Source organism: Thauera sp. K11 (assembly GCF_002354895.1).
GTDB classification, from domain to species: domain Bacteria; phylum Pseudomonadota; class Gammaproteobacteria; order Burkholderiales; family Rhodocyclaceae; genus Thauera; species Thauera sinica.
The window spans coordinates 1,142,697-1,159,315 of record NZ_CP023439.1 but is presented as its reverse complement, the minus strand read 5'-3'; the positions used below and the strand labels follow the sequence as shown (position 1 = coordinate 1,159,315).

Genomic DNA, 16,619 nt, shown 5'->3' with positions numbered 1-16,619 from the left:
TCCCGCCAGTGGTATATACTCCCGGTAGATTCCATTCTCACCCGGGAGGCCCGCGTGGAAACCGCCAAGCTCTTCATCAACGGCCGCAGCCAGGCCGTCCGGCTGCCCAAGGAGTACCGCTTCGACGGCGAGGAAGTCTTCATCAAGCGCGTCGGCGACGCCGTGGTGCTGCTGCCGCGCCACGGCTGGAATACGCTGTTCCAGGGTCTGGAAGCATTCGAGCCGGGCTTCGTCATGGAACGCGAACAGCCGCCCCAGGACGCGCGCGAGGCACTGCTGCCGTGAGGTACATGCTCGACACCAACATCTGCATCTACCTCATCAACCACCGTCCGCCCCAGGTGCGCCGGCGTTTCGATGCCTGTGCCGTCGGCGAGGTCGGCATCTCCATCGTCACCGCCACCGAACTGGCCTACGGCGTCGCCAAGAGCGGATCGGTGCGCAACCGCGCGGCGCTGGAAACCTTTCTGCTGCCGCTGGAGATCGCCCCCCTGGACGAACGGGTGCTGTGGCGCTACGCCGACCTGCGTGCCGACCTGGAACGGCGCGGCCAGCCCATCGGCGCGCTCGACACCCAGATCGCCGCCCACGCCCTGGCACTGGGCGCCACACTGGTCACAAACGATACGCGCGAGTTCCAGCGCGTCGCCGGCCTGATGCTGGAGAACTGGATCGAACCGCTGCTCTCCGAACCACCGGCACCCTACCTCGCGGCAACCGGCTGAACGGGCAGCGCAATTGCGGTTGTCGATACCAGACCTTGGCCGGCTGTTCGAGCCTTGCCTTGTCCTCCACCTGGGAGGAAACGAGGGACTGGGCCATCGATCGAGTCGGCGGTTGCCTGATGAACCCGGAGAGTCGGAGCAAGTGCGATCACGCGGCAGCGTGCATCGGACGCACTTCTTGCTCGATCGATGCACCAGCCTCGGCTTCGGCTTTTTTCAGGTCGTAAGCCGCCTGCAAGTTCAGCCAGAACTGCGGGGTGGTGCCGAAAAACCGGGCCAGGCGAAGGGCCGTATCCGGCGTAATGCTGCGGCGCTCGCGCACGATGTCGTTGATGCGCGGCGCCGGAACGTGAAGGTTCATCGCCAGCGCGTTGGCGCTCATGTCGAGCGGAACGAGGTATTCCTCGCGAAGCACTTCGCCCGGATGGATCGGGCGCATGTTGTTGGTAGCCATGTCGGTATCCTCAATGGTAATCAACGATCTCGACGCTCTCGGGCCCAAGTTCGGTCCAGGTGAAGCACAAACGCCACTGGTCGTCCATGCGGATACCGTGCTGCCCGACGCGATCCCGCCTTCGTCCTATCGTAGCCCGTCCCCACCCCAGGACAAGCCTCGGCGATTTCGGCCCGCGGCCGGCTCGCGTCATGTCGCCCTGACGGGGTAAGATCGCCCCCTTTCCGGGGTACTGCCAGCCATGGCTGGTCCTTGCCCCGGCCCTGAGTTCCGCTGAATTTCCCATGAGCAACGACATTCCCGACCTGTTCGGCGACAGCGCGCCCTCACCTGCCAGCCAGCCCGCCCGTCCCGCACCCGACCAGCCGCCTCCGCCAGCACCGGCCGCCACGGCGCCCCCGGCCCCGCCTGCCACACCGCCCGCCCCGCTCGCGCCCATGCCCGACGGCGCGCTGCCGCTGGACCGCTACGCCGAACGCGCCTACCTCGCCTACGCGATGAGCGTGGTGAAATCGCGCGCGCTGCCGCAGGTCGAGGATGGCCTGAAACCCGTGCAGCGCCGCATCCTGTACGCGATGAGCGAGATGCGGCTGTCGCCCGTGTCCAAGCACGTGAAGTCGGCGCGCGTGGTCGGCGACGTGATCGGCAAGTACCACCCGCACGGCGACACCAGCGTCTATGACGCCATGGTGCGCGTGGCGCAGGACTTCTCGCTGCGCTACCCGCTGGTCGACGGCCAGGGCAACTTCGGCTCGCGCGACGGCGACTCCGCCGCGGCGATGCGCTACACCGAATGCCGCCTGACGCCGATCGCCGAACTGCTGCTGTCCGAGATCGACCGCGGCACGGTGGACTTCCTCCCCAACTACGACGGCGCCTTCGAAGAGCCGCAACTGCTGCCCGCGCGCCTGCCCTTCGTGCTGCTGAACGGCGCCTCGGGCATCGCGGTGGGCATGGCGACCGAGATTCCGCCGCACAACCTGCGCGAAGTCGCGGAAGCCGTCTGCCACCTGATCCGCCACCCCGACGCGACGCTGGCCGACATCCTGCCCATGCTGCCCGGGCCGGACTTCCCCGGCGGCGGCCAGTTGATCTCCTCGCCCGAGGCCATCCGCGACGCCTACGCCAGCGGCCGCGGCAGCCTGCGCATGCGCGCGCGCTGGCGCATCGAGGAGCTTGCGCGCGGCCAGTGGCGCGTGATCGTGGAGGAGCTGCCGCATGGCGTCTCCACCGCGCAGGTGCTGTCCGAGATCGAGACGCTGACCAACCCGCAGCCGCGCGCCGGCAAGAAGGAAGTCTCGCAGGAACAGAAGAACCTCAAGCAGCTCATGCTCGGCGTGCTCGACACCGTGCGCGACGAATCCAGCGACAAGGCGCCGGTGCGCATCGTGCTGGAGCCCAAGTCCAGCCGCCAGGGCCGCGACGAGTTCATGGCGGTGCTGCTGGCCCACACCAGCCTCGAGACCTCGGTGTCGGTCAACATGACCATGATCGGCCGCGATGGCCGGCCGCAGCAGAAGAACCTGGTGCAGATCCTGCGCGAGTGGATCGACTTCCGCTACGTCACCGTCGAACGCCGCACCCGCCACCGCCTGGACGAGGTCGACCGCCGCATCCACATCCTCGAAGGCCGCATGATCGCCTTCCTGCACATCGAGGAAGTGATCCGCGTCATCCGCGAATCCGACGAACCCAAGCCGGCGCTGATCGCCGCCTTCGGCCTGACCGACGTGCAGGCCGAGGACATCCTCGAGATCCGCCTGCGCCAGCTCGCCCGCCTCGAAGGCTTCAGGATCGAGAAGGAACTGGCCGAACTGAAGGCAGAGCGCGACGGCCTGCAGCACGTGCTCGACAACCGCCCGGCGATGACGAAGCTGATCCTGAAGGAGATCGGCGAGGACATGAAGAAGTACGGCGACGACCGCCGCACCCTGGTGGAAGCCGTCGCCGCGGTGGCGCCGGCCGAGATCAGCGTGCCGGACGAGCCGGCGACGGTGATCGTGTCGAAGAACGGTTGGGTGCGCTCGCGCCAGGGGCACGGCATCGACCCGGCGGCGATCGGCTACAAGGCCGGCGACTTCGGCTTTGCGGTGATCGAGACGCGCACCACCTGGCCGCTGGTCGTCATCGACACCAACGGCCGCGCCTACACGGTGAAGGTCTCCGATCTGCCGGGCGGCCGCGGCGACGGCGTGCCGATGGCCACGCTGGTGGAGTTCCAGGATGGCGGCAAGCTGGCGCAGGTCGTCGCCGACGCGCCGGAGGCGACGTATCTGTTCGCCAACAGCGGCGGCTACGGCTTCCAGTGCAGCCTGGCCGACGCCACCAGCCGCCAGCGCGCCGGCAAGGCGTTCATGAGCCTGGAAAAGGGCGAGAAGGTGCTGGCGCCGGCGAGGGTGCAGGGCAACTGGGTGGCCGCTGCCTCGGAAAACGGCCGCCTGCTCGTCTTCCCGCTGCCGGAGATGAAGACGCAGAGCGGCGGACGCGGCGTCATCGTGATGGCGCTCGACGAAGGCGAGGCCCTGGCCGCGGTGGCCGCGCCGGCGGACGACGCCATGCTGGCGATCGAAGGCACGGGTCGCGGCGGCAGGGCGGTGACGATAGACCTGAAGCCCGCGCAGCGCGAAACCCTGCGCCATCGCCGCGCGCGCAAGGGCGCCCCGCTGGCACCCAGGATCAAGCCGGAGCGGATGCGCTGAGGCGGGGCCGGGCCGGGGCGGGGTAACCGGCGAACGGCCGCCGCGGCCGTCCCGCGCCGGCCTCCCGGCGCGCTATTGCGGCGCGGTAGCCGCAGCGGCGTCCGGCGCCGGCCCGGTCGCCGGTTCGGCCGGCGCGGGAGCAGGAGCAGGCGGCAGGATGGCGCTGATCGGATCGTCCGGCGCGATCTGGCCCGGCGCGCCGGGCGCAGCGTCGGCCGTGCGCGATTCGATCAGGATGGTCACGCGGCGATTGCGCGCCCTCCCCTCCTCCGTACCGTTGAGCGCCACCGGGCGCTGGTCGGCGTAGCCGGTGGCGGTGAGCCGGTCGGGCGACACGCCCGTCTCGATGAAGAGCCGCACCACCGAGGCCGCGCGCATCGCCGAGAGTTCCCAGTTCGACGGAAAGCGCACGGTGGAGATCGGCCGGTTGTCGGTATGCCCCTCGACCGTGATCGGAAAGGATGCCGGCGCCAGCACCTGCCCCACCGAGCGCAGCGCGGCGGCCGCGTCAGCGCCGAGCACCGCCTCCGCCGGCGCGAACAGCAGGCTGGCGTTGATCTCGACGCTGATGCCAAAGGCGCCTTCGGACACATTGACCTGCCCGTCGCGCGTCAGCGGCGAAAGCACGCGCCGGATCTCGTCTGCCATGCTGCGCAGCCGCTGCGCGTTGTCGCGGCGCTGCGCCTCCTGTTCCGGCGTCGACGGCGTGGCCGGCGCCATGGTGATCGGCTGCACGACGATCTGCTGCCCGCTGTCGTTCAGGTTGATGTTGCGGAAAGCCTGGACCATGGAGTCCGACAGCACGCGGTACTTGCCTTCGTTCACCGACGACAGCGAATACATCACGACGAAGAAGGCGAACAGCAGGGTGATGAAGTCGGCATAGGACACGAGCCAGCGCTCGTGGTTGTCCTGCTCCACGTCCTTCCTGCGCTCGCGCCTGTCCCGACGAACCATGGAAGATCTCGCTCCTGTCGCCGCGGCGTGCCGGGCCGGTCAGGCCACGTAGCCGCGCATGCGGCTCTCGACGATGCGCGGGTTGTCGCCGTTGGCGATGCCGACGATGCCATCGACGAACATCTCCCGCATCGTCGCCAGCGTGGAGATGTGCGACATCAGCTTCTTGGAGATCGGCAGGAACACCAGGTTGGCCAGCCCCACGCCGTAGATGGTCGCGACGAAGGCCACGGCGATGCCGGAGCCCAGCTTGGACGGATCGGTGAGGTTCTCCATCACGTGGATCAGCCCCATCACCGCGCCGAGGATGCCGATCGTCGGCGCATAGCCGCCCGCGCCTTCCCAGATCCGCGCCGCCTGCCGCATCTGCGCTTCCCACACGCCGATCTCCACCTCCAGCACCTCGCGCAGGCGGCCGGGTTCCACGCCGTCGACCAGCAGTTGCAGCCCCTTGCGCATGAAGGGATCGCCAACCGCCGTGGCCCGGTTCTCCAGCACCAGCAGCCCTTCCTTGCGTGCGATCTGGCTCCAGCCGGAAACCTGGGTGATGATCTCCTCGTGGCTGACGGCGGGCGGCACGAACACCCAGCGCACCATGCGCACGCCCTCGACGAAGGTACGCAGCGGGCTTTGCAGCATGACGGCGCCCAGCGTGCCGCCGACCACGATCATGAAGGCGGTCGGCTGCAGCAGCGAAGAAATGTGCCCGCCTTCCAGCGACTGGCCGACCAGGATGGCGGCAAGGCCGAGGGTGACGCCGACCAGGCTGATGCTATCCATGCGCGAGCGGCCCCTTCATCCCTTGCGCATCAGATCTGCGCCGGCCTTTTCGGCGGGCGGCCGCGGCGCGCACCGCTGCCGGCCGGGGCGCCGACGCCGAGGACCCGCGCGCGCAGGCGGGCCACTGCCTGGCTGTGGAGCTGGCAGACGCGCGACTCGGTCACGCCCAGCACCTCTCCGATCTCGCGCAGGTTCAGTTCCTCGTCGTAGTACAGCCCCATGACCAGCTTCTCGCGCTCGGGCAGGTCGTCGATCGCGCGCACGAGATTGGCGCGCATGTCGGCATCCTCGAGGATGACGAGCGGATTGGCCTCCGGCTGGCCGAGGTGGCGCTCGAAATAGTCCTCGCCATCGCCCTCGGCGAAATCCTCGAAATAGACGAGTTGATGGCCGCGCGCGTCCTGCAGCATCTGCTGGTATTCGGCGAGCGGCACGCCCAGCGAGTCGGCCAGCTCCGTCTCCGACGGCGGGCGGCCGTGCTGCTGCTCGAGCGCGTGGATGGCGGCCTCGATGCGGCGCATGTCGCGGCGCAGGCTGCGCGGCAGCCAGTCGTTCTCGCGCAGGCCGTCGAGCATGGCGCCGCGGATGCGCTGCACCGCGTAGGTCTCGAACTGCGCGCCGAGGCCCTCTTCGTAACGGCCGATGGCATCCAGCAACCCGATCATTCCATTCTGGATCAGGTCATCGACGTCCACGCTCGCCGGCAGTTTCGCCATCAACTGGAACGCGATGCGCTTGACCAGCGACGCATAGGCTTCCACGAGGTGCCCCTTGTCGAGTTTTCCTGCTGCGTCGTACATCCGGTCGGCCTGTGTGTCCTGTTGCGGCGGGAAGGCGCACTCGCCACCGCCATCCTGATTGCGGGACTGCATTCTCCCGCACTGTCGCAGGCATTACCAGCGGCGGCGGTCAGGCTTGTCATCCGTGCGACCGCGCGTCCGCCGTGCCGCAGGCGGGCAGCCGCGCCCACGAGGTGTATCGCCGCGCGGCCGGCGCCGCGGGCCGGCCGGGCCGTGCGGCCAGCACAGGCCGGGCGAGCCCGGCCGCGAGGTCGTCGCGCTCGACTTCGCCGAGCCAGGCCAGCGGCACGCCGACATGGCGGCGCACCAGCGTGTCGAGGCTGGCGAAGAAGGCGGCGGCATCGGCCCTACCGCGCGCACGGCACACCGCGACGTCGACCGAACCCGCCCCGCCGGCAGCCAGTTGCTTGATGGCCTGGTACGCCTCGGTGGCACCGCAGGCGCTCGCCTCCGCCACCAGCAGGCGGCGCGGCGCGGCATGCACGAGAGCCGAAGGCTCGGCGGCGGCGGCGCCGTCGGCGTGGATCAGCACGAACCCCGCATGGCGATGCAGGATGCGCAGGGCCTCGAACAGGCAGGTCCGCCGCGCATCGTCGAGCAGCGGCAGGGTGAGCGCCGCCGCTGCTGCCGGAACCCGGCCGAGCAGCCCCGGCACCGGCTGCACCACCGACGACAGCAGGGTGCGGCCGTCGAGCAGTTGCAGCAGGTCCGGCCCGGCACCCAGGCCGAGCGCGCCGCCCAGCCCGGCCTCCCCTTCGGCCTCGTCGATGACGAGCACGCGCAGGGCATGGCCGGCGATGCGGTGGGCGGCCATCACCGCGTTCTCCGCACGCAGCCGGCCGGCCGAATACAGGGCCGCCACCTGGGGCGGCGACCGGCGGAACAGCCGGCGCAGCCCGGCCGCCTGGTCTTCGCGCGCATCGGCCATGTCAGGCTCCCGCGCCGGCCGCCGCGAGCATCATGCCGGCTTCGTCGTCGTGCAGATGCCAGGGCGATTCCGCCGCCTGCTCGCGCATCGCGCGGTGCAGCAGATAGGCGCGGTTGGGCAGGTGCAGATCCTCCGGCACGCGCTGCCCGTTGGCCAGGAACAGGATGTCGAGCTTGCGCCGGATCGCCACGTCGACCGCCGGCGCCAGCGAGGCCGCCTCGTCCACCTTGGTGACGATGCAGCCGGCCAGGTCGCCGCCCCGGTAGGCGCGCACCACGTCGTCGAGCGTGTCGCCGCGGCAGGTGGCGTTGAGCAGCAGCAGCCGGCGCACCTCGCCGGCCTCGTTCAGCATGCGGGCCTGCGCGGACACCATGCGGTCGCGCTGGCTCATGCCCATCGTGTCGATCAGCACCATGTGCTTGTCGCGCAGGCCGGCCAGCGTCTGGCGCAGTTCGGCGCCGTCGCGCACCGCGAACACCGGTACGCCGAGGATGCGGCCGTAGATGCGCAACTGCTCCTGCGCGCCGATGCGGTAGCCGTCGGTGGTGACCAGCGCGAGCCGGCCGGCGCCGTGGCGCACGACGCAGCGGGCGGCGAGCTTCGCGGCGGTGGTGGTCTTGCCGACCCCCGTCGGCCCCACCAGCGCATACGTGCCGCCGCGTTCGATCAGGTCGTCCGCGCCCGAGCGGGCGCGCAGCAGGCTGTCCAGCGCCTTGCGCACGGATGCCCGGGCTTCGGCCGGCGTGGCACCGTCCTTGATCACTTCGGCCAGCCTGCGCGCCGAATCCGCGGAGAAACCGGCTTCCAGCAGTTCGCCCATCACGGCGGCGCGCGACGGGGCATGGCGCCGCGTGTCGCCCCAGGCGAAGCCGGCGAGCTGGCGCTCGATCATGCCGCGGATGCCGGTGAGTTCTTCCATCAGGCGGGCATTGGCCTCCTGCAGCTCGCGCACGCGGCTCTCGGCCGCGACCGACGCCTGCGGCGCCTCGGGCGTGGCGGCCGGGCGCGGACGGGCCGCCGTGGCCGCCTGGGCGGCGAGCAGGAAATCCGGCGTCTCGATGCGCGGCGGATCGAAGGGGCGGATCACCGGTTCGGCCGCGGCGCGGGCGGCGCTCGCCTGTCCGCGCCGCGCGCTCGCCGCGAGGTCGGACAGGCTGACGCGGAAATCGTCATCGGCGTCGTCCGCGGCCGGCGCGGTCGCGGGCCGGGCTGCGGGCTGCGGCATCGCCGGCTGCGAGGGCGCGGCAGCCGCGGCACCGGTCCGCGCCCTGGCGGCGGCAGCCTGCAGCGCGCCGACCGCGTCGCCGGGCAGGGCCACGATCTCGACGCCGCCTTCGACCGCGCGGTTCGACAGCACGATGGCTTCCGGACCGAGTTCCTCCTTCAGCGTGCGCAGGGCCTCGCGTGCAGTGGGGGCGAAATAGCGTTTCACGTTCATGGCGTCTCTCCCGGCGGCCGGACGCCGGCCGCAGCTTGAAGGGGATTATCGCCAGCCGGGCTGTGGCGACGAGGCCCGAAAAAGGGTCCTTTCCCCCGCCAATTCCAGCGGGACCGGAAGACCCGATGCGCGAAGAACCGGCCGCGGCTCAGCCCTGCGCGCCGATCATCGCGGTGACGCGGATGGTGCGCGACTCGGGCACTTCGTTGTTGGAGATCACCTTCAGCGAAGGCACCGCGCGGCGCAGGAAGCGCGACAGCAGCATGCGCAGTTGCGCCGGCACCAGCAGCACCGGCGGCAGGCCGATGTCTTCCTGGCGCTGGGCGATCTGCGCCGTCTGGCGCAGCAGCGTGTCGGCCAGGCCGGGCTCGATCACCCCGCCGTCGCCGCCCGAGGTCATCGCCTGCATCAGGATGCGCTCCAGGCCCGGCTCGAGCGCCATGACCTGCACCTCGGCATTGCCCGGGAACAGCGACTGCACGATCGCACGGCCCAGCGCCTCGCGCACCCGCGCGGTGAGCTGCGCCGGGTCCTGCGTGCGCGGCGCATGCTCGGCCAGCACCTCGATGATGCTGCGCATGTCGCGGATGTTGACGCCTTCTTCGAGCAGGCTCTGCAGCACGCGCTGCACGGTGGACACGGGGAGCAGCTTGGGCACCAGGTCTTCCACCAGCTTGGGCGCATCCTTGCCGATGTGGTCCAGCAGGGCCTGCGTCTCCTGGCGGCCGAGCAGTTCGGCGGCGTGGTTGAGGATGAGGTGGTTCAGGTGGGTGGCGACCACCGTGCTCGCATCGACCACCGTGTAGCCCAGGGCATGGGCCTGCTCGCGATGGGCGGGCTCGATCCACACCGCCGGCAGGCCGAAGGCCGGGTCCTTGGTCTCGCGGCCGGGCAGCGTGCCCGACACCCGTCCGGGGTTGATCGCGAGGAACTGTCCGGGATACGCCTCGCCGCTGCCGATCTCGACGCCCTTCAGCGCGATGCGGTAGGCATTCGGCCGCAGTTCGAGGTTGTCGCGGATGTGCACCGGTGAGGCCAGGAAGCCCACCTCCTGGGCGAACTTCTTGCGCAGCCCGCGGATGCGCTTGAGCAGTTCGCCGTCCTGCGCCTTGTCGACCATCGGGATGAGCCGGTAGCCCACCTCCAGCCCGAGCACGTCCACCGGCGCCACGTCGTTCCAGCTCGCTTCCTGCGCCTCGGGAGCCGCGGCGGCAGGTGCCGCCGGCTGCGCCGCGGCGGCCGTCACCGCCTCCTCGGCCATCTTCTTGCGCCGCGTCCACGCCAGCGCCCCCAGCGACAAAGCGAGCAGCAGGAAGACGAGGTTGGGCATGCCCGGGATGAGGCCGAGCACGCCGATGATGGCCGCGGTGAGCAGCATCACCTGCGGGTTGGAGAACAACTGGCCGATGACCAGGCCGCCGATGTCGCCGTCGTCGCCGACGCGCGACACCACCAGGCCCGCCGCCACCGAGATGATCAGTGCCGGGATCTGCGCCACCAGGCCGTCGCCGATCGTCAGCAGCGTGTAGTTGTGCGCCGCGTCGCCCACCGCCATGTCGTGCTGCACGACGCCGACGAAGAGGCCGCCGACGATGTTGATCACCAGGATCAGGATGCCGGCGACGGCATCGCCGCGCACGAACTTTGAGGCACCGTCCATCGCGCCGTAGAAGTCGGATTCCTGCGCGATCTCCTTGCGCCGGCGCTTGGCTTCCTTGTCGTCGATGAGGCCGGCGTTGAGGTCGGCATCAATCGCCATCTGCTTGCCGGGCATCGCATCCAGCGTGAAGCGTGCGCTCACTTCCGCGATGCGGCCGGCGCCCTTGGTGATGACGACGAAGTTGATGATGGTGAGGATCACGAACACCACGATGCCGACCGCGGTGTTGCCGCCGACGAGGAAGTGGCCGAAGGCTTCGATCACCTTGCCCGCCGCGTCCGGGCCGGAGTGGCCGTGCATCAGCACGATGCGCGTCGACGCGACGTTGAGCGACAGCCGCAGCAGGGTGGTCATCAGCAGCACGGTGGGAAACACCGAGAAATCCAGCGGTTTCCTCGAGTACATCGCCACCAGCATCACCATCACCGAAACCGCGATGTTGAAGGTGAAGAACACATCGAGCAGGAACACCGGCAGCGGCAGCACCATCATCGACAGGATCATGATGATGAGCAGCGGCGCCGCCAGCGGCCGCAGGTTGGCCGGCGTCAGCAGTTGGCGGATGTTGAGGGTGTCGTTGCTGGCCATGCCTCAGGCCCCGGGTCGGATGTTCATGATGGCGTGCGGGGACGGGTCATTCGTCGGGCGAGCCCGGGTCCATGTCCTCGGGCACCGGCAGGTTCGTCGGCACCTGCGGCGGCAGCCCGCCGCCGGCCGCCCAGGCGTCGAGCTGATAGACGTAGGCCATGACCTCGGCCACCGCGGTGTACAGCGCTGCGGGAATCGCCGCGTCGAGTTCGCAGTGCGCGTACAGCGCGCGCGCCAGCGGCGGCGCCTCCAGCAGCGGCACGTCGCTCTCCCCGGCGATCTCGCGGATCTTCAGCGCAAGCTCGCCGCGCCCCTTGGCGACGACGACGGGCGCACCCATCCTGTCGGCGTCGTACTTCAGCGCCACGGCGAAGTGCGTCGGGTTCGTCACCACCACGTCGGCCTTGGGCACCTGCGCCATCATGCGGCGGCGCGCCATCTCGCGCTGCATCGCGCGGATGCGGCCCTTGATCTGCGGATCGCCCTCCTGCTCCTTGCTCTCGCGCCTGACCTCGTCCTTGGTCATGCGCAGCTTGCTGTGGTACTGCCAGAGCTGGAACGGCACGTCGATCAGCGCCAGCAGGCCGAGGCTGGAGACGATCAGCAGCGCGGCGAACGCCACCGTGTTGGCGAAGTCGGGCATGCCGACCTCCAGCGGCTCGACCATGAGATCGAACAGGTGATCCTTGTTGTTCCACAGCACCGCCGCCGCCACGCCGCCCACCAGCAGCGACTTCAGGATGGCCTTAACCATCTCCACCAGGCCGTGCAGCGAGAACATGCGGCCGATGCCCTGCATGGGATTCAGCCGGCCGAAATTCGGCCCCAGCGCCTTGGGCGCGAACACCAGGCCGCCGAGCAGGATGGGCGCCGCGACCGCGGCCACCAGCAGCACGACGAACAGCGGCGTCAGCATGAACAGCGCGCCCTCGAGCTGCCCCCGCAGCGCATCGAGCATCAGCACGTGGTCGAAGGCAACCTCGCGCTCGAAGGCAAAGGCATGGCGCACCAGCGCGAGCATGCGCGTGGCCATCCAGTCGCCCATCATCCACAGCGACGCCGCGCCGGTCATCGTGACGAGAAAGGTCGACAGCTCCCGCGACTGCGGGACCTGCCCTTCCTCGCGCGCCTGTTCCAGCCGTCGTGGCGATGGCGCTTCTGTCTTCTCGAGATCGCTTTCTTCGGCCACGGCCGGCTCCGGTTGCCGCCCGCCGCGTCCCGGCGGATGCGGACGCGAGGCGGCGTGTGGAGATTATGGCGGCGGCCTGCCGTGCGGCAGCGCCCGATAAGCCGGGAGAAAGCCCCGCTATTCGGGCCCCTTGCGCGCAGCGCCCCGGTCAGCGCGCTGCGGGCAGGCGGCCGATGCCGCGGATGGTGTCGCCCGGCTTCACGCCGCGCTCGCGGAACCAGCCGATGTTCATCTCGAGCGCATAGCGCGCCGCGCCGGCCGCGCAGTGGTTGTCCTCGGTCTGCGGCTGCATGTCCTCGACGTTCAGCACCCTGCCCTGCGCATCGAGGAAAGCCACCGACAACGGAAGGTAGGTGTTGCGCATCCACATGCAGTGCATCGCGTCCTCGGGAAACACGAACACCATGCCCCGCTGCGGCGGCATGGTCTGGCGGTTCATCAACCCCGTCTGCCGCGTCTGGAAGGTGTTGACCACTTCGGCCTCGATGCGGTACATGCCGGCGCCAAGCTCGGCCAGCGGCAGATCGGCCCGCGCCGATGCCGCGAGCGCGGCTGCGATGATCCCACCGGCGATCGCGCGCCGTCCAAAGCGAGAAAGACTGCCCATGTGCCGTTTCCGAAGTCCGATGCGTAAGGATGGCGCGGATTCTAGCGCGTCCGGCCGCGCCGGGACGCCTCTGCCCGCCCCGCCGCACGAGGCGCGCGCCGGCCTGCCGGGGCCGCGCCCGCCGCGAGCCCCGCGGGCTGCTCCCGGCCTGCGGCCGCATCCGCCGCCGGCACCTCCCGCCACTGCCCCGGCAGCAGTTCCCCGAGCCGCCACGGCCCGATCGCCACCCGCAAGAGGCGCAGCGTGGGAAAGCCGACCTTCGCCGTCATGCGCCGCACCTGCCGGTTCCTGCCCTCGCGCAGCACGATCTCGAGCCAGCCCGTCGGCACCGTCTTGCGGAATCGCACCGGCGGGTCGCGCGGCCACAGCCAGCCGGGCTCCGCCACCACCCGCGCCTCGCACGGCCGGGTGTGGAAATCGCCCAGATCCACGCCGCGCCGCAGCGCGGCCAGCGCGGCTTCATCCGGTTCGCCCTCGACCTGCACCAGGTAGGTCTTGGGCAGCTTGTGCCGCGGATCGGCGATGCGGTGCTGCAGCGCGCCGTCGTCGGTGAGCAGCAGCAGCCCCTCGCTGTCGGTATCGAGCCGGCCGGCCGCATACACGTCCGGCACCGGCAGGTAGTCCTTCAGCGTCGCCCTGCCGGCTTCATCGGTGAACTGGCACAGCACGCCGTAGGGTTTGTTGAGAAGAATGAGTCTCGCCATGATCGAAAAGCCGGTTGCGTCGCCGCCCGGTCTCACTTCATGTAGGAGCGCAGGGCGCTCACGACCTGCTCCACGTCGTCGGCCCGCTCCTGCGGCGTGGCGTCCGGCCGCCCCAGGTGTTCGCGTATGTGGCCTTCCAGCACTTCGGCCATGAGCCCGTTCACCGCGCCGCGTATCGCCGCGATCTGTTGCAGGATGGCCGAGCACTCGGCCTCCTGGCCCAGCGCCTTCTCCAGCGCTTCGGCCTGGCCCTTGATGCGGCGTACCCGCGTCAGCAACTGCTTCTGGCCTCGGATGGTATGCGCCATCGGCACCTTCCTCCTTCCTCGTATATATACTGGGGTATAGTATATTGAGTTAACATTTGGGCGGGAGCAGCCATGCCATCTTCGACGGCCACCGGCGACTGGAAGCACAGCCACGTCTTCGACGAGGGCAATCCGCTCGCGGAACGCAACACCCGGCGCGCCGTCCTGCTGACGGCCGCGATGATGGTGGCCGAGATCGTCGGCGGATATGTCTTCAATTCGATGGCCCTGCTCGCCGACGGCTGGCACATGAGTTCCCACGCGCTGGCGCTCGGACTGTCGCTGCTCGCCTACGGCGCCGCCCGCCGCTTCGCCCACGATCGGCGCTTCGCGTTCGGCACGTGGAAGATCGAGATCCTCGGAGGCTACACCAGCGCGCTCTTCCTGGTCGGCGTCGCCGCGCTGATGCTCTACCAGTCCATCGAACGCCTGATTTCTCCCACCCCCATCCACTACGAGCAGGCGATCGCCATCGCCGCCATGGGGCTGCTGGTCAACCTCGCCTGCGCCTGGCTGCTGAAGGACGACCACGACCACCACGGCCACGATCACCACCACAGACATGACGGTCACGACCACCATCATCACGACCTGAACCTGCGCTCCGCCTACCTCCACGTCCTCGCCGACGCGGCAACGTCGATTCTCGCCATCGCCGCGCTGTTCGGCGGCAAGCTGTGGGGCGCGAACTGGCTCGACCCGTCGATGGGCATCGTCGGCGCGGTGCTGGTTTCCGTCTGGGCGTACGGGCTGCTGCGGGACACCGGGCGCATCCTGCTCGACGCGGAAATGGACGCGCCGGTGGTGGCCGAGATCCGCGAGGCCATCGACGGCTGCCCGGTCGACGCCGAGATCGTCGATCTGCACGTCTGGCGCGTGGGCAAGGGCAAGTACGCCTGCATTCTCGGCATCGTGACGCCGGCCGACGTCCCGCCCTCCTACTTCCGGCAACGACTGGACATCCACGAAGAACTGGCGCACGTGACCGTCGAGGTCAACAGGCTCAGTTGATCGCGGGAATCCCAACCCGCACCCTTGGCGGCAGGCATGCCGGCGGTCAATGCGGACCGGACACCTTCATCAGGACCAGGCCCGAAACGATGAGCAGCGCCGCCAGGATGCGGGTTGTGCTGGCGTGTTCCCCCAGGAACGCGATGCCCGCGAGGAAGGCGCCGACCGCGCCGATGCCTGTCCAGATGACGTAGGCCGTACCCAGCGGCAGCGTCCTCATCGAAAGCGACAGCAAGGCGAAGCTGCCGATCATCGTGACCAGCGTGATTGCCGTTGGAACCACCCGCGTGAAGCCCTCCGACTGCTTCATGCAGTAAGCCCAGACGACTTCGAGAAGCCCAGCGACCAGCAACATTGCCCAAGCCATACCCTGCTCCTTTCAAGAGCCGGGTCGTCCCGGACGATTTCCCGATGACGGGGGGAGGTCGTGGCCTCCGCTTTTCCGAGCGCCGATCATATCAGGCGAGATCCTTTCGCAGGACCGGCACGGGTCCGGCGGCGCGTAGCGACGGCGGAAGCGGCGACGCTTGGGCGGCCATCTCCGGCAACGTCGGCAAGCGGTATTCCCGAAGAAAGCCGTAAATCAGCGCGAACGGCGTCTCGACAGCACCTTCGGGCCCATGCCGGTGCAATCGGCAACGGGCCGTCCGATCCGGACGGCGGTACCCGCCCGCAGGCATGGCCGGAAACGCTATAGCCCGATCGGCACGGGGTGCCGTAATGGCTGTGCAGCGCGCCTCTCACGCGCGTGTAGCGCACGCTCGGCACGCTAGTCGTGCGACGAAGACCTTGACGGTCGAGTCGCTGACGAATCGTTCTCATCCTCCAGCAACAAATCCTCAGGCAAGGAGTTCACACGATGTTCGCGCACAAAATTAAAGCAGCAGCCGTCGTCTTTGCAGTGGCTACCATGGCTGCCCCGGCACACGCGCTGGTGATCGGCGAAGCCGACAGCGCCGGTGCTTTCCCGTTCGGCCCGAACGCCTATCTTGGCGGCTACTACTTCCAGCAGATCTATAGCTCGGCGAGCTTCGCCTCGGCGATCGACATCAGCCAGATCAGCTTCTACAACACGGCCACTCCCGGCGGCACGCTGAATTCGGGCGCCTACCAGATCTATCTGTCGACCTCGACCCTCGGCGTCGCCGGCTTTGACACGACCAATGGCGTGGAATACCCCTGGCTCGACACTTCCTGGACCCAGGTTTACGACGGCACGCTGCCGGCGCTCGCCGATGGCCGCGTCGATCTCGATCTGTCGACGACGTTCCACTACGACCCGAACGCGGGCAGCAACCTGGTGCTGACCGTGCGCAACGCCACGCTGAGCAGCGACGGCACGGCGTACCTGGACGTCGACAAGAACGTCGGCGTCACCAACAGCCGCTTCTCCGCCTACACGTATGACTGGAACCAGGGCCTGGTCACCGGCTTCAACGTCAATCCGGTGCCGGAACCCGAAAGCTATGCGCTGATGCTGGCCGGCCTCGGCCTGATCGGTGCCGTGGCCCGTCGCCGCATCGCTCGCTAAGACCGGGCTGGTGACAAGGTCGATCCACGGGGTTCCGAAAGAACCCCGTGGATCGTTCGGCGGCAATCGTTTGTCTGGTTGGCGGAAGCGGTGAGATTCGAACTCACGGACGGTTGCCCGTCGCCGGTTTTCAAGACCGGTGCCTTAAACCGCTCGGCCACGCTTCCCGCAAGAGCCTTCGCGCCCCGGTCATTCACCTACTCTGCCCGGCTCGAAGCGCGCGGAGTATACCGCAGTACC

17 protein-coding genes and 1 tRNA gene are annotated in these 16,619 nt (G+C 69.2%); 5 read left to right on the top strand and 13 right to left on the bottom strand.

Annotation, left to right across the window (positions count from 1 at the left end):
- Nucleotides 1-54 precede the first annotated feature (54 nt).
- Nucleotides 55-285 (top strand): antitoxin, encoded by a 231-nt coding sequence (locus CCZ27_RS05085; protein WP_096446140.1) that lies wholly within the window; start codon nucleotides 55-57, stop codon nucleotides 283-285.
- Between the two features lie 5 nt (nucleotides 286-290).
- Nucleotides 291-725, top strand: coding sequence for a type II toxin-antitoxin system tRNA(fMet)-specific endonuclease VapC (vapC, locus tag CCZ27_RS05080; RefSeq protein WP_232516568.1), 435 nt, complete (start codon nucleotides 291-293; stop codon nucleotides 723-725).
- Nucleotides 726-873: 148 nt separating this feature from the next.
- Here the strand turns inward: vapC and CCZ27_RS05075 are convergent, their stop codons facing one another.
- On the bottom strand, nucleotides 874-1,179 hold the full coding sequence (locus CCZ27_RS05075) for a HigA family addiction module antitoxin (protein WP_096446136.1): 306 nt from the start codon (nucleotides 1,177-1,179) through the stop codon (nucleotides 874-876).
- 284 nt (nucleotides 1,180-1,463) lie between these two features.
- Between CCZ27_RS05075 and parC the strand changes: the two genes are divergently transcribed.
- Complete coding sequence (gene parC / locus CCZ27_RS05065) at nucleotides 1,464-3,878, top strand: DNA topoisomerase IV subunit A (protein ID WP_096446134.1); 2,415 nt, start codon at nucleotides 1,464-1,466, stop codon at nucleotides 3,876-3,878.
- Between the two features lie 72 nt (nucleotides 3,879-3,950).
- Here the strand turns inward: parC and motD are convergent, their stop codons facing one another.
- The 10 genes from motD to CCZ27_RS05015 all read right to left on the bottom strand — a co-directional run bounded on the left by motD (nucleotide 3,951) and on the right by CCZ27_RS05015 (nucleotide 13,837).
- A complete protein-coding gene (gene motD, locus CCZ27_RS05060; RefSeq protein WP_096446132.1) occupies nucleotides 3,951-4,835 on the bottom strand; it encodes a flagellar motor protein MotD in 885 nt (294 codons plus the stop codon).
- A 39-nt stretch (nucleotides 4,836-4,874) separates the two neighbouring features.
- On the bottom strand, nucleotides 4,875-5,615 hold the full coding sequence (locus tag CCZ27_RS05055; RefSeq protein WP_096446130.1) for a flagellar motor protein: 741 nt from the start codon (nucleotides 5,613-5,615) through the stop codon (nucleotides 4,875-4,877).
- Between the two features lie 29 nt (nucleotides 5,616-5,644).
- Entirely contained in the window at nucleotides 5,645-6,415 is a 771-nt protein-coding gene (locus CCZ27_RS05050) for an RNA polymerase sigma factor FliA (RefSeq protein WP_096446128.1), read from the bottom strand.
- A gap of 118 nt (nucleotides 6,416-6,533) precedes the next feature.
- The gene (locus tag CCZ27_RS05045) at nucleotides 6,534-7,343 is read right to left on the bottom strand and encodes a MinD/ParA family ATP-binding protein (protein ID WP_232516567.1); all 810 of its coding nucleotides are present in this window, start codon (nucleotides 7,341-7,343) and stop codon (nucleotides 6,534-6,536) included.
- A gap of 1 nt (nucleotide 7,344) precedes the next feature.
- Nucleotides 7,345-8,781, bottom strand: a complete 1,437-nt coding sequence (flhF, locus tag CCZ27_RS05040) for a flagellar biosynthesis GTPase FlhF (protein ID WP_096446126.1) — start codon at nucleotides 8,779-8,781, stop codon at nucleotides 7,345-7,347.
- Between the two features lie 148 nt (nucleotides 8,782-8,929).
- The gene (gene flhA, locus CCZ27_RS05035; RefSeq protein ID WP_096446124.1) at nucleotides 8,930-11,029 is read right to left on the bottom strand and encodes a flagellar biosynthesis protein FlhA; all 2,100 of its coding nucleotides are present in this window, start codon (nucleotides 11,027-11,029) and stop codon (nucleotides 8,930-8,932) included.
- A gap of 46 nt (nucleotides 11,030-11,075) precedes the next feature.
- Entirely contained in the window at nucleotides 11,076-12,218 is a 1,143-nt protein-coding gene (gene flhB, locus CCZ27_RS05030; protein WP_096446122.1) for a flagellar biosynthesis protein FlhB, read from the bottom strand.
- 148 nt (nucleotides 12,219-12,366) lie between these two features.
- Complete coding sequence (locus CCZ27_RS05025; RefSeq protein WP_232516566.1) at nucleotides 12,367-12,825, bottom strand: DUF192 domain-containing protein; 459 nt, start codon at nucleotides 12,823-12,825, stop codon at nucleotides 12,367-12,369.
- Between the two features lie 41 nt (nucleotides 12,826-12,866).
- On the bottom strand, nucleotides 12,867-13,529 hold the full coding sequence (locus CCZ27_RS05020; protein WP_096446120.1) for a pseudouridine synthase: 663 nt from the start codon (nucleotides 13,527-13,529) through the stop codon (nucleotides 12,867-12,869).
- A 32-nt stretch (nucleotides 13,530-13,561) separates the two neighbouring features.
- The gene (locus tag CCZ27_RS05015) at nucleotides 13,562-13,837 is read right to left on the bottom strand and encodes a metal/formaldehyde-sensitive transcriptional repressor (RefSeq protein ID WP_096446118.1); all 276 of its coding nucleotides are present in this window, start codon (nucleotides 13,835-13,837) and stop codon (nucleotides 13,562-13,564) included.
- A 72-nt stretch (nucleotides 13,838-13,909) separates the two neighbouring features.
- Here CCZ27_RS05015 and dmeF point away from each other — a divergent pair, with 72 nt between their 5' ends.
- Nucleotides 13,910-14,848, top strand: coding sequence for a CDF family Co(II)/Ni(II) efflux transporter DmeF (gene dmeF / locus CCZ27_RS05010; RefSeq protein WP_096446116.1), 939 nt, complete (start codon nucleotides 13,910-13,912; stop codon nucleotides 14,846-14,848).
- Between the two features lie 46 nt (nucleotides 14,849-14,894).
- Here dmeF and CCZ27_RS05005 read toward each other — a convergent pair whose 3' ends face one another.
- A complete protein-coding gene (locus CCZ27_RS05005; RefSeq protein ID WP_096446114.1) occupies nucleotides 14,895-15,215 on the bottom strand; it encodes a DMT family transporter in 321 nt (106 codons plus the stop codon).
- 543 nt (nucleotides 15,216-15,758) lie between these two features.
- On the opposite strand from CCZ27_RS05005, the gene CCZ27_RS23930 reads away from it, so the two are divergent.
- The gene (locus tag CCZ27_RS23930) at nucleotides 15,759-16,379 is read left to right on the top strand and encodes a PEP-CTERM sorting domain-containing protein (RefSeq protein ID WP_198363268.1); all 621 of its coding nucleotides are present in this window, start codon (nucleotides 15,759-15,761) and stop codon (nucleotides 16,377-16,379) included.
- Nucleotides 16,380-16,458: 79 nt separating this feature from the next.
- On the opposite strand, the gene CCZ27_RS04995 is transcribed toward CCZ27_RS23930, so the two are convergent.
- Nucleotides 16,459-16,546, bottom strand: a tRNA-Ser gene (locus CCZ27_RS04995).
- Nucleotides 16,547-16,619: the final 73 nt, after the last annotated feature.

Coding starts and splice junctions, on each gene's coding strand:
- vapC (WP_232516568.1), top strand. CDS start 291: ATGCTCGACACCAACATCTGCATCTACCTCATCAACCACCGTCCGCCC.
- CCZ27_RS05075 (WP_096446136.1), bottom strand. CDS start 1,179: ATGGCTACCAACAACATGCGCCCGATCCATCCGGGCGAAGTGCTTCGC.
- parC (WP_096446134.1), top strand. CDS start 1,464: ATGAGCAACGACATTCCCGACCTGTTCGGCGACAGCGCGCCCTCACCT.
- motD (WP_096446132.1), bottom strand. CDS start 4,835: ATGGTTCGTCGGGACAGGCGCGAGCGCAGGAAGGACGTGGAGCAGGAC.
- CCZ27_RS05055 (WP_096446130.1), bottom strand. CDS start 5,615: ATGGATAGCATCAGCCTGGTCGGCGTCACCCTCGGCCTTGCCGCCATC.
- CCZ27_RS05050 (WP_096446128.1), bottom strand. CDS start 6,415: ATGTACGACGCAGCAGGAAAACTCGACAAGGGGCACCTCGTGGAAGCC.
- CCZ27_RS05045 (WP_232516567.1), bottom strand. CDS start 7,343: ATGGCCGATGCGCGCGAAGACCAGGCGGCCGGGCTGCGCCGGCTGTTC.
- flhF (WP_096446126.1), bottom strand. CDS start 8,781: ATGAACGTGAAACGCTATTTCGCCCCCACTGCACGCGAGGCCCTGCGC.
- flhA (WP_096446124.1), bottom strand. CDS start 11,029: ATGGCCAGCAACGACACCCTCAACATCCGCCAACTGCTGACGCCGGCC.
- CCZ27_RS05025 (WP_232516566.1), bottom strand. CDS start 12,825: ATGGGCAGTCTTTCTCGCTTTGGACGGCGCGCGATCGCCGGTGGGATC.
- CCZ27_RS05020 (WP_096446120.1), bottom strand. CDS start 13,529: ATGGCGAGACTCATTCTTCTCAACAAACCCTACGGCGTGCTGTGCCAG.
- CCZ27_RS05015 (WP_096446118.1), bottom strand. CDS start 13,837: ATGGCGCATACCATCCGAGGCCAGAAGCAGTTGCTGACGCGGGTACGC.
- dmeF (WP_096446116.1), top strand. CDS start 13,910: ATGCCATCTTCGACGGCCACCGGCGACTGGAAGCACAGCCACGTCTTC.
- CCZ27_RS05005 (WP_096446114.1), bottom strand. CDS start 15,215: ATGGCTTGGGCAATGTTGCTGGTCGCTGGGCTTCTCGAAGTCGTCTGG.
- CCZ27_RS23930 (WP_198363268.1), top strand. CDS start 15,759: ATGGCTGCCCCGGCACACGCGCTGGTGATCGGCGAAGCCGACAGCGCC.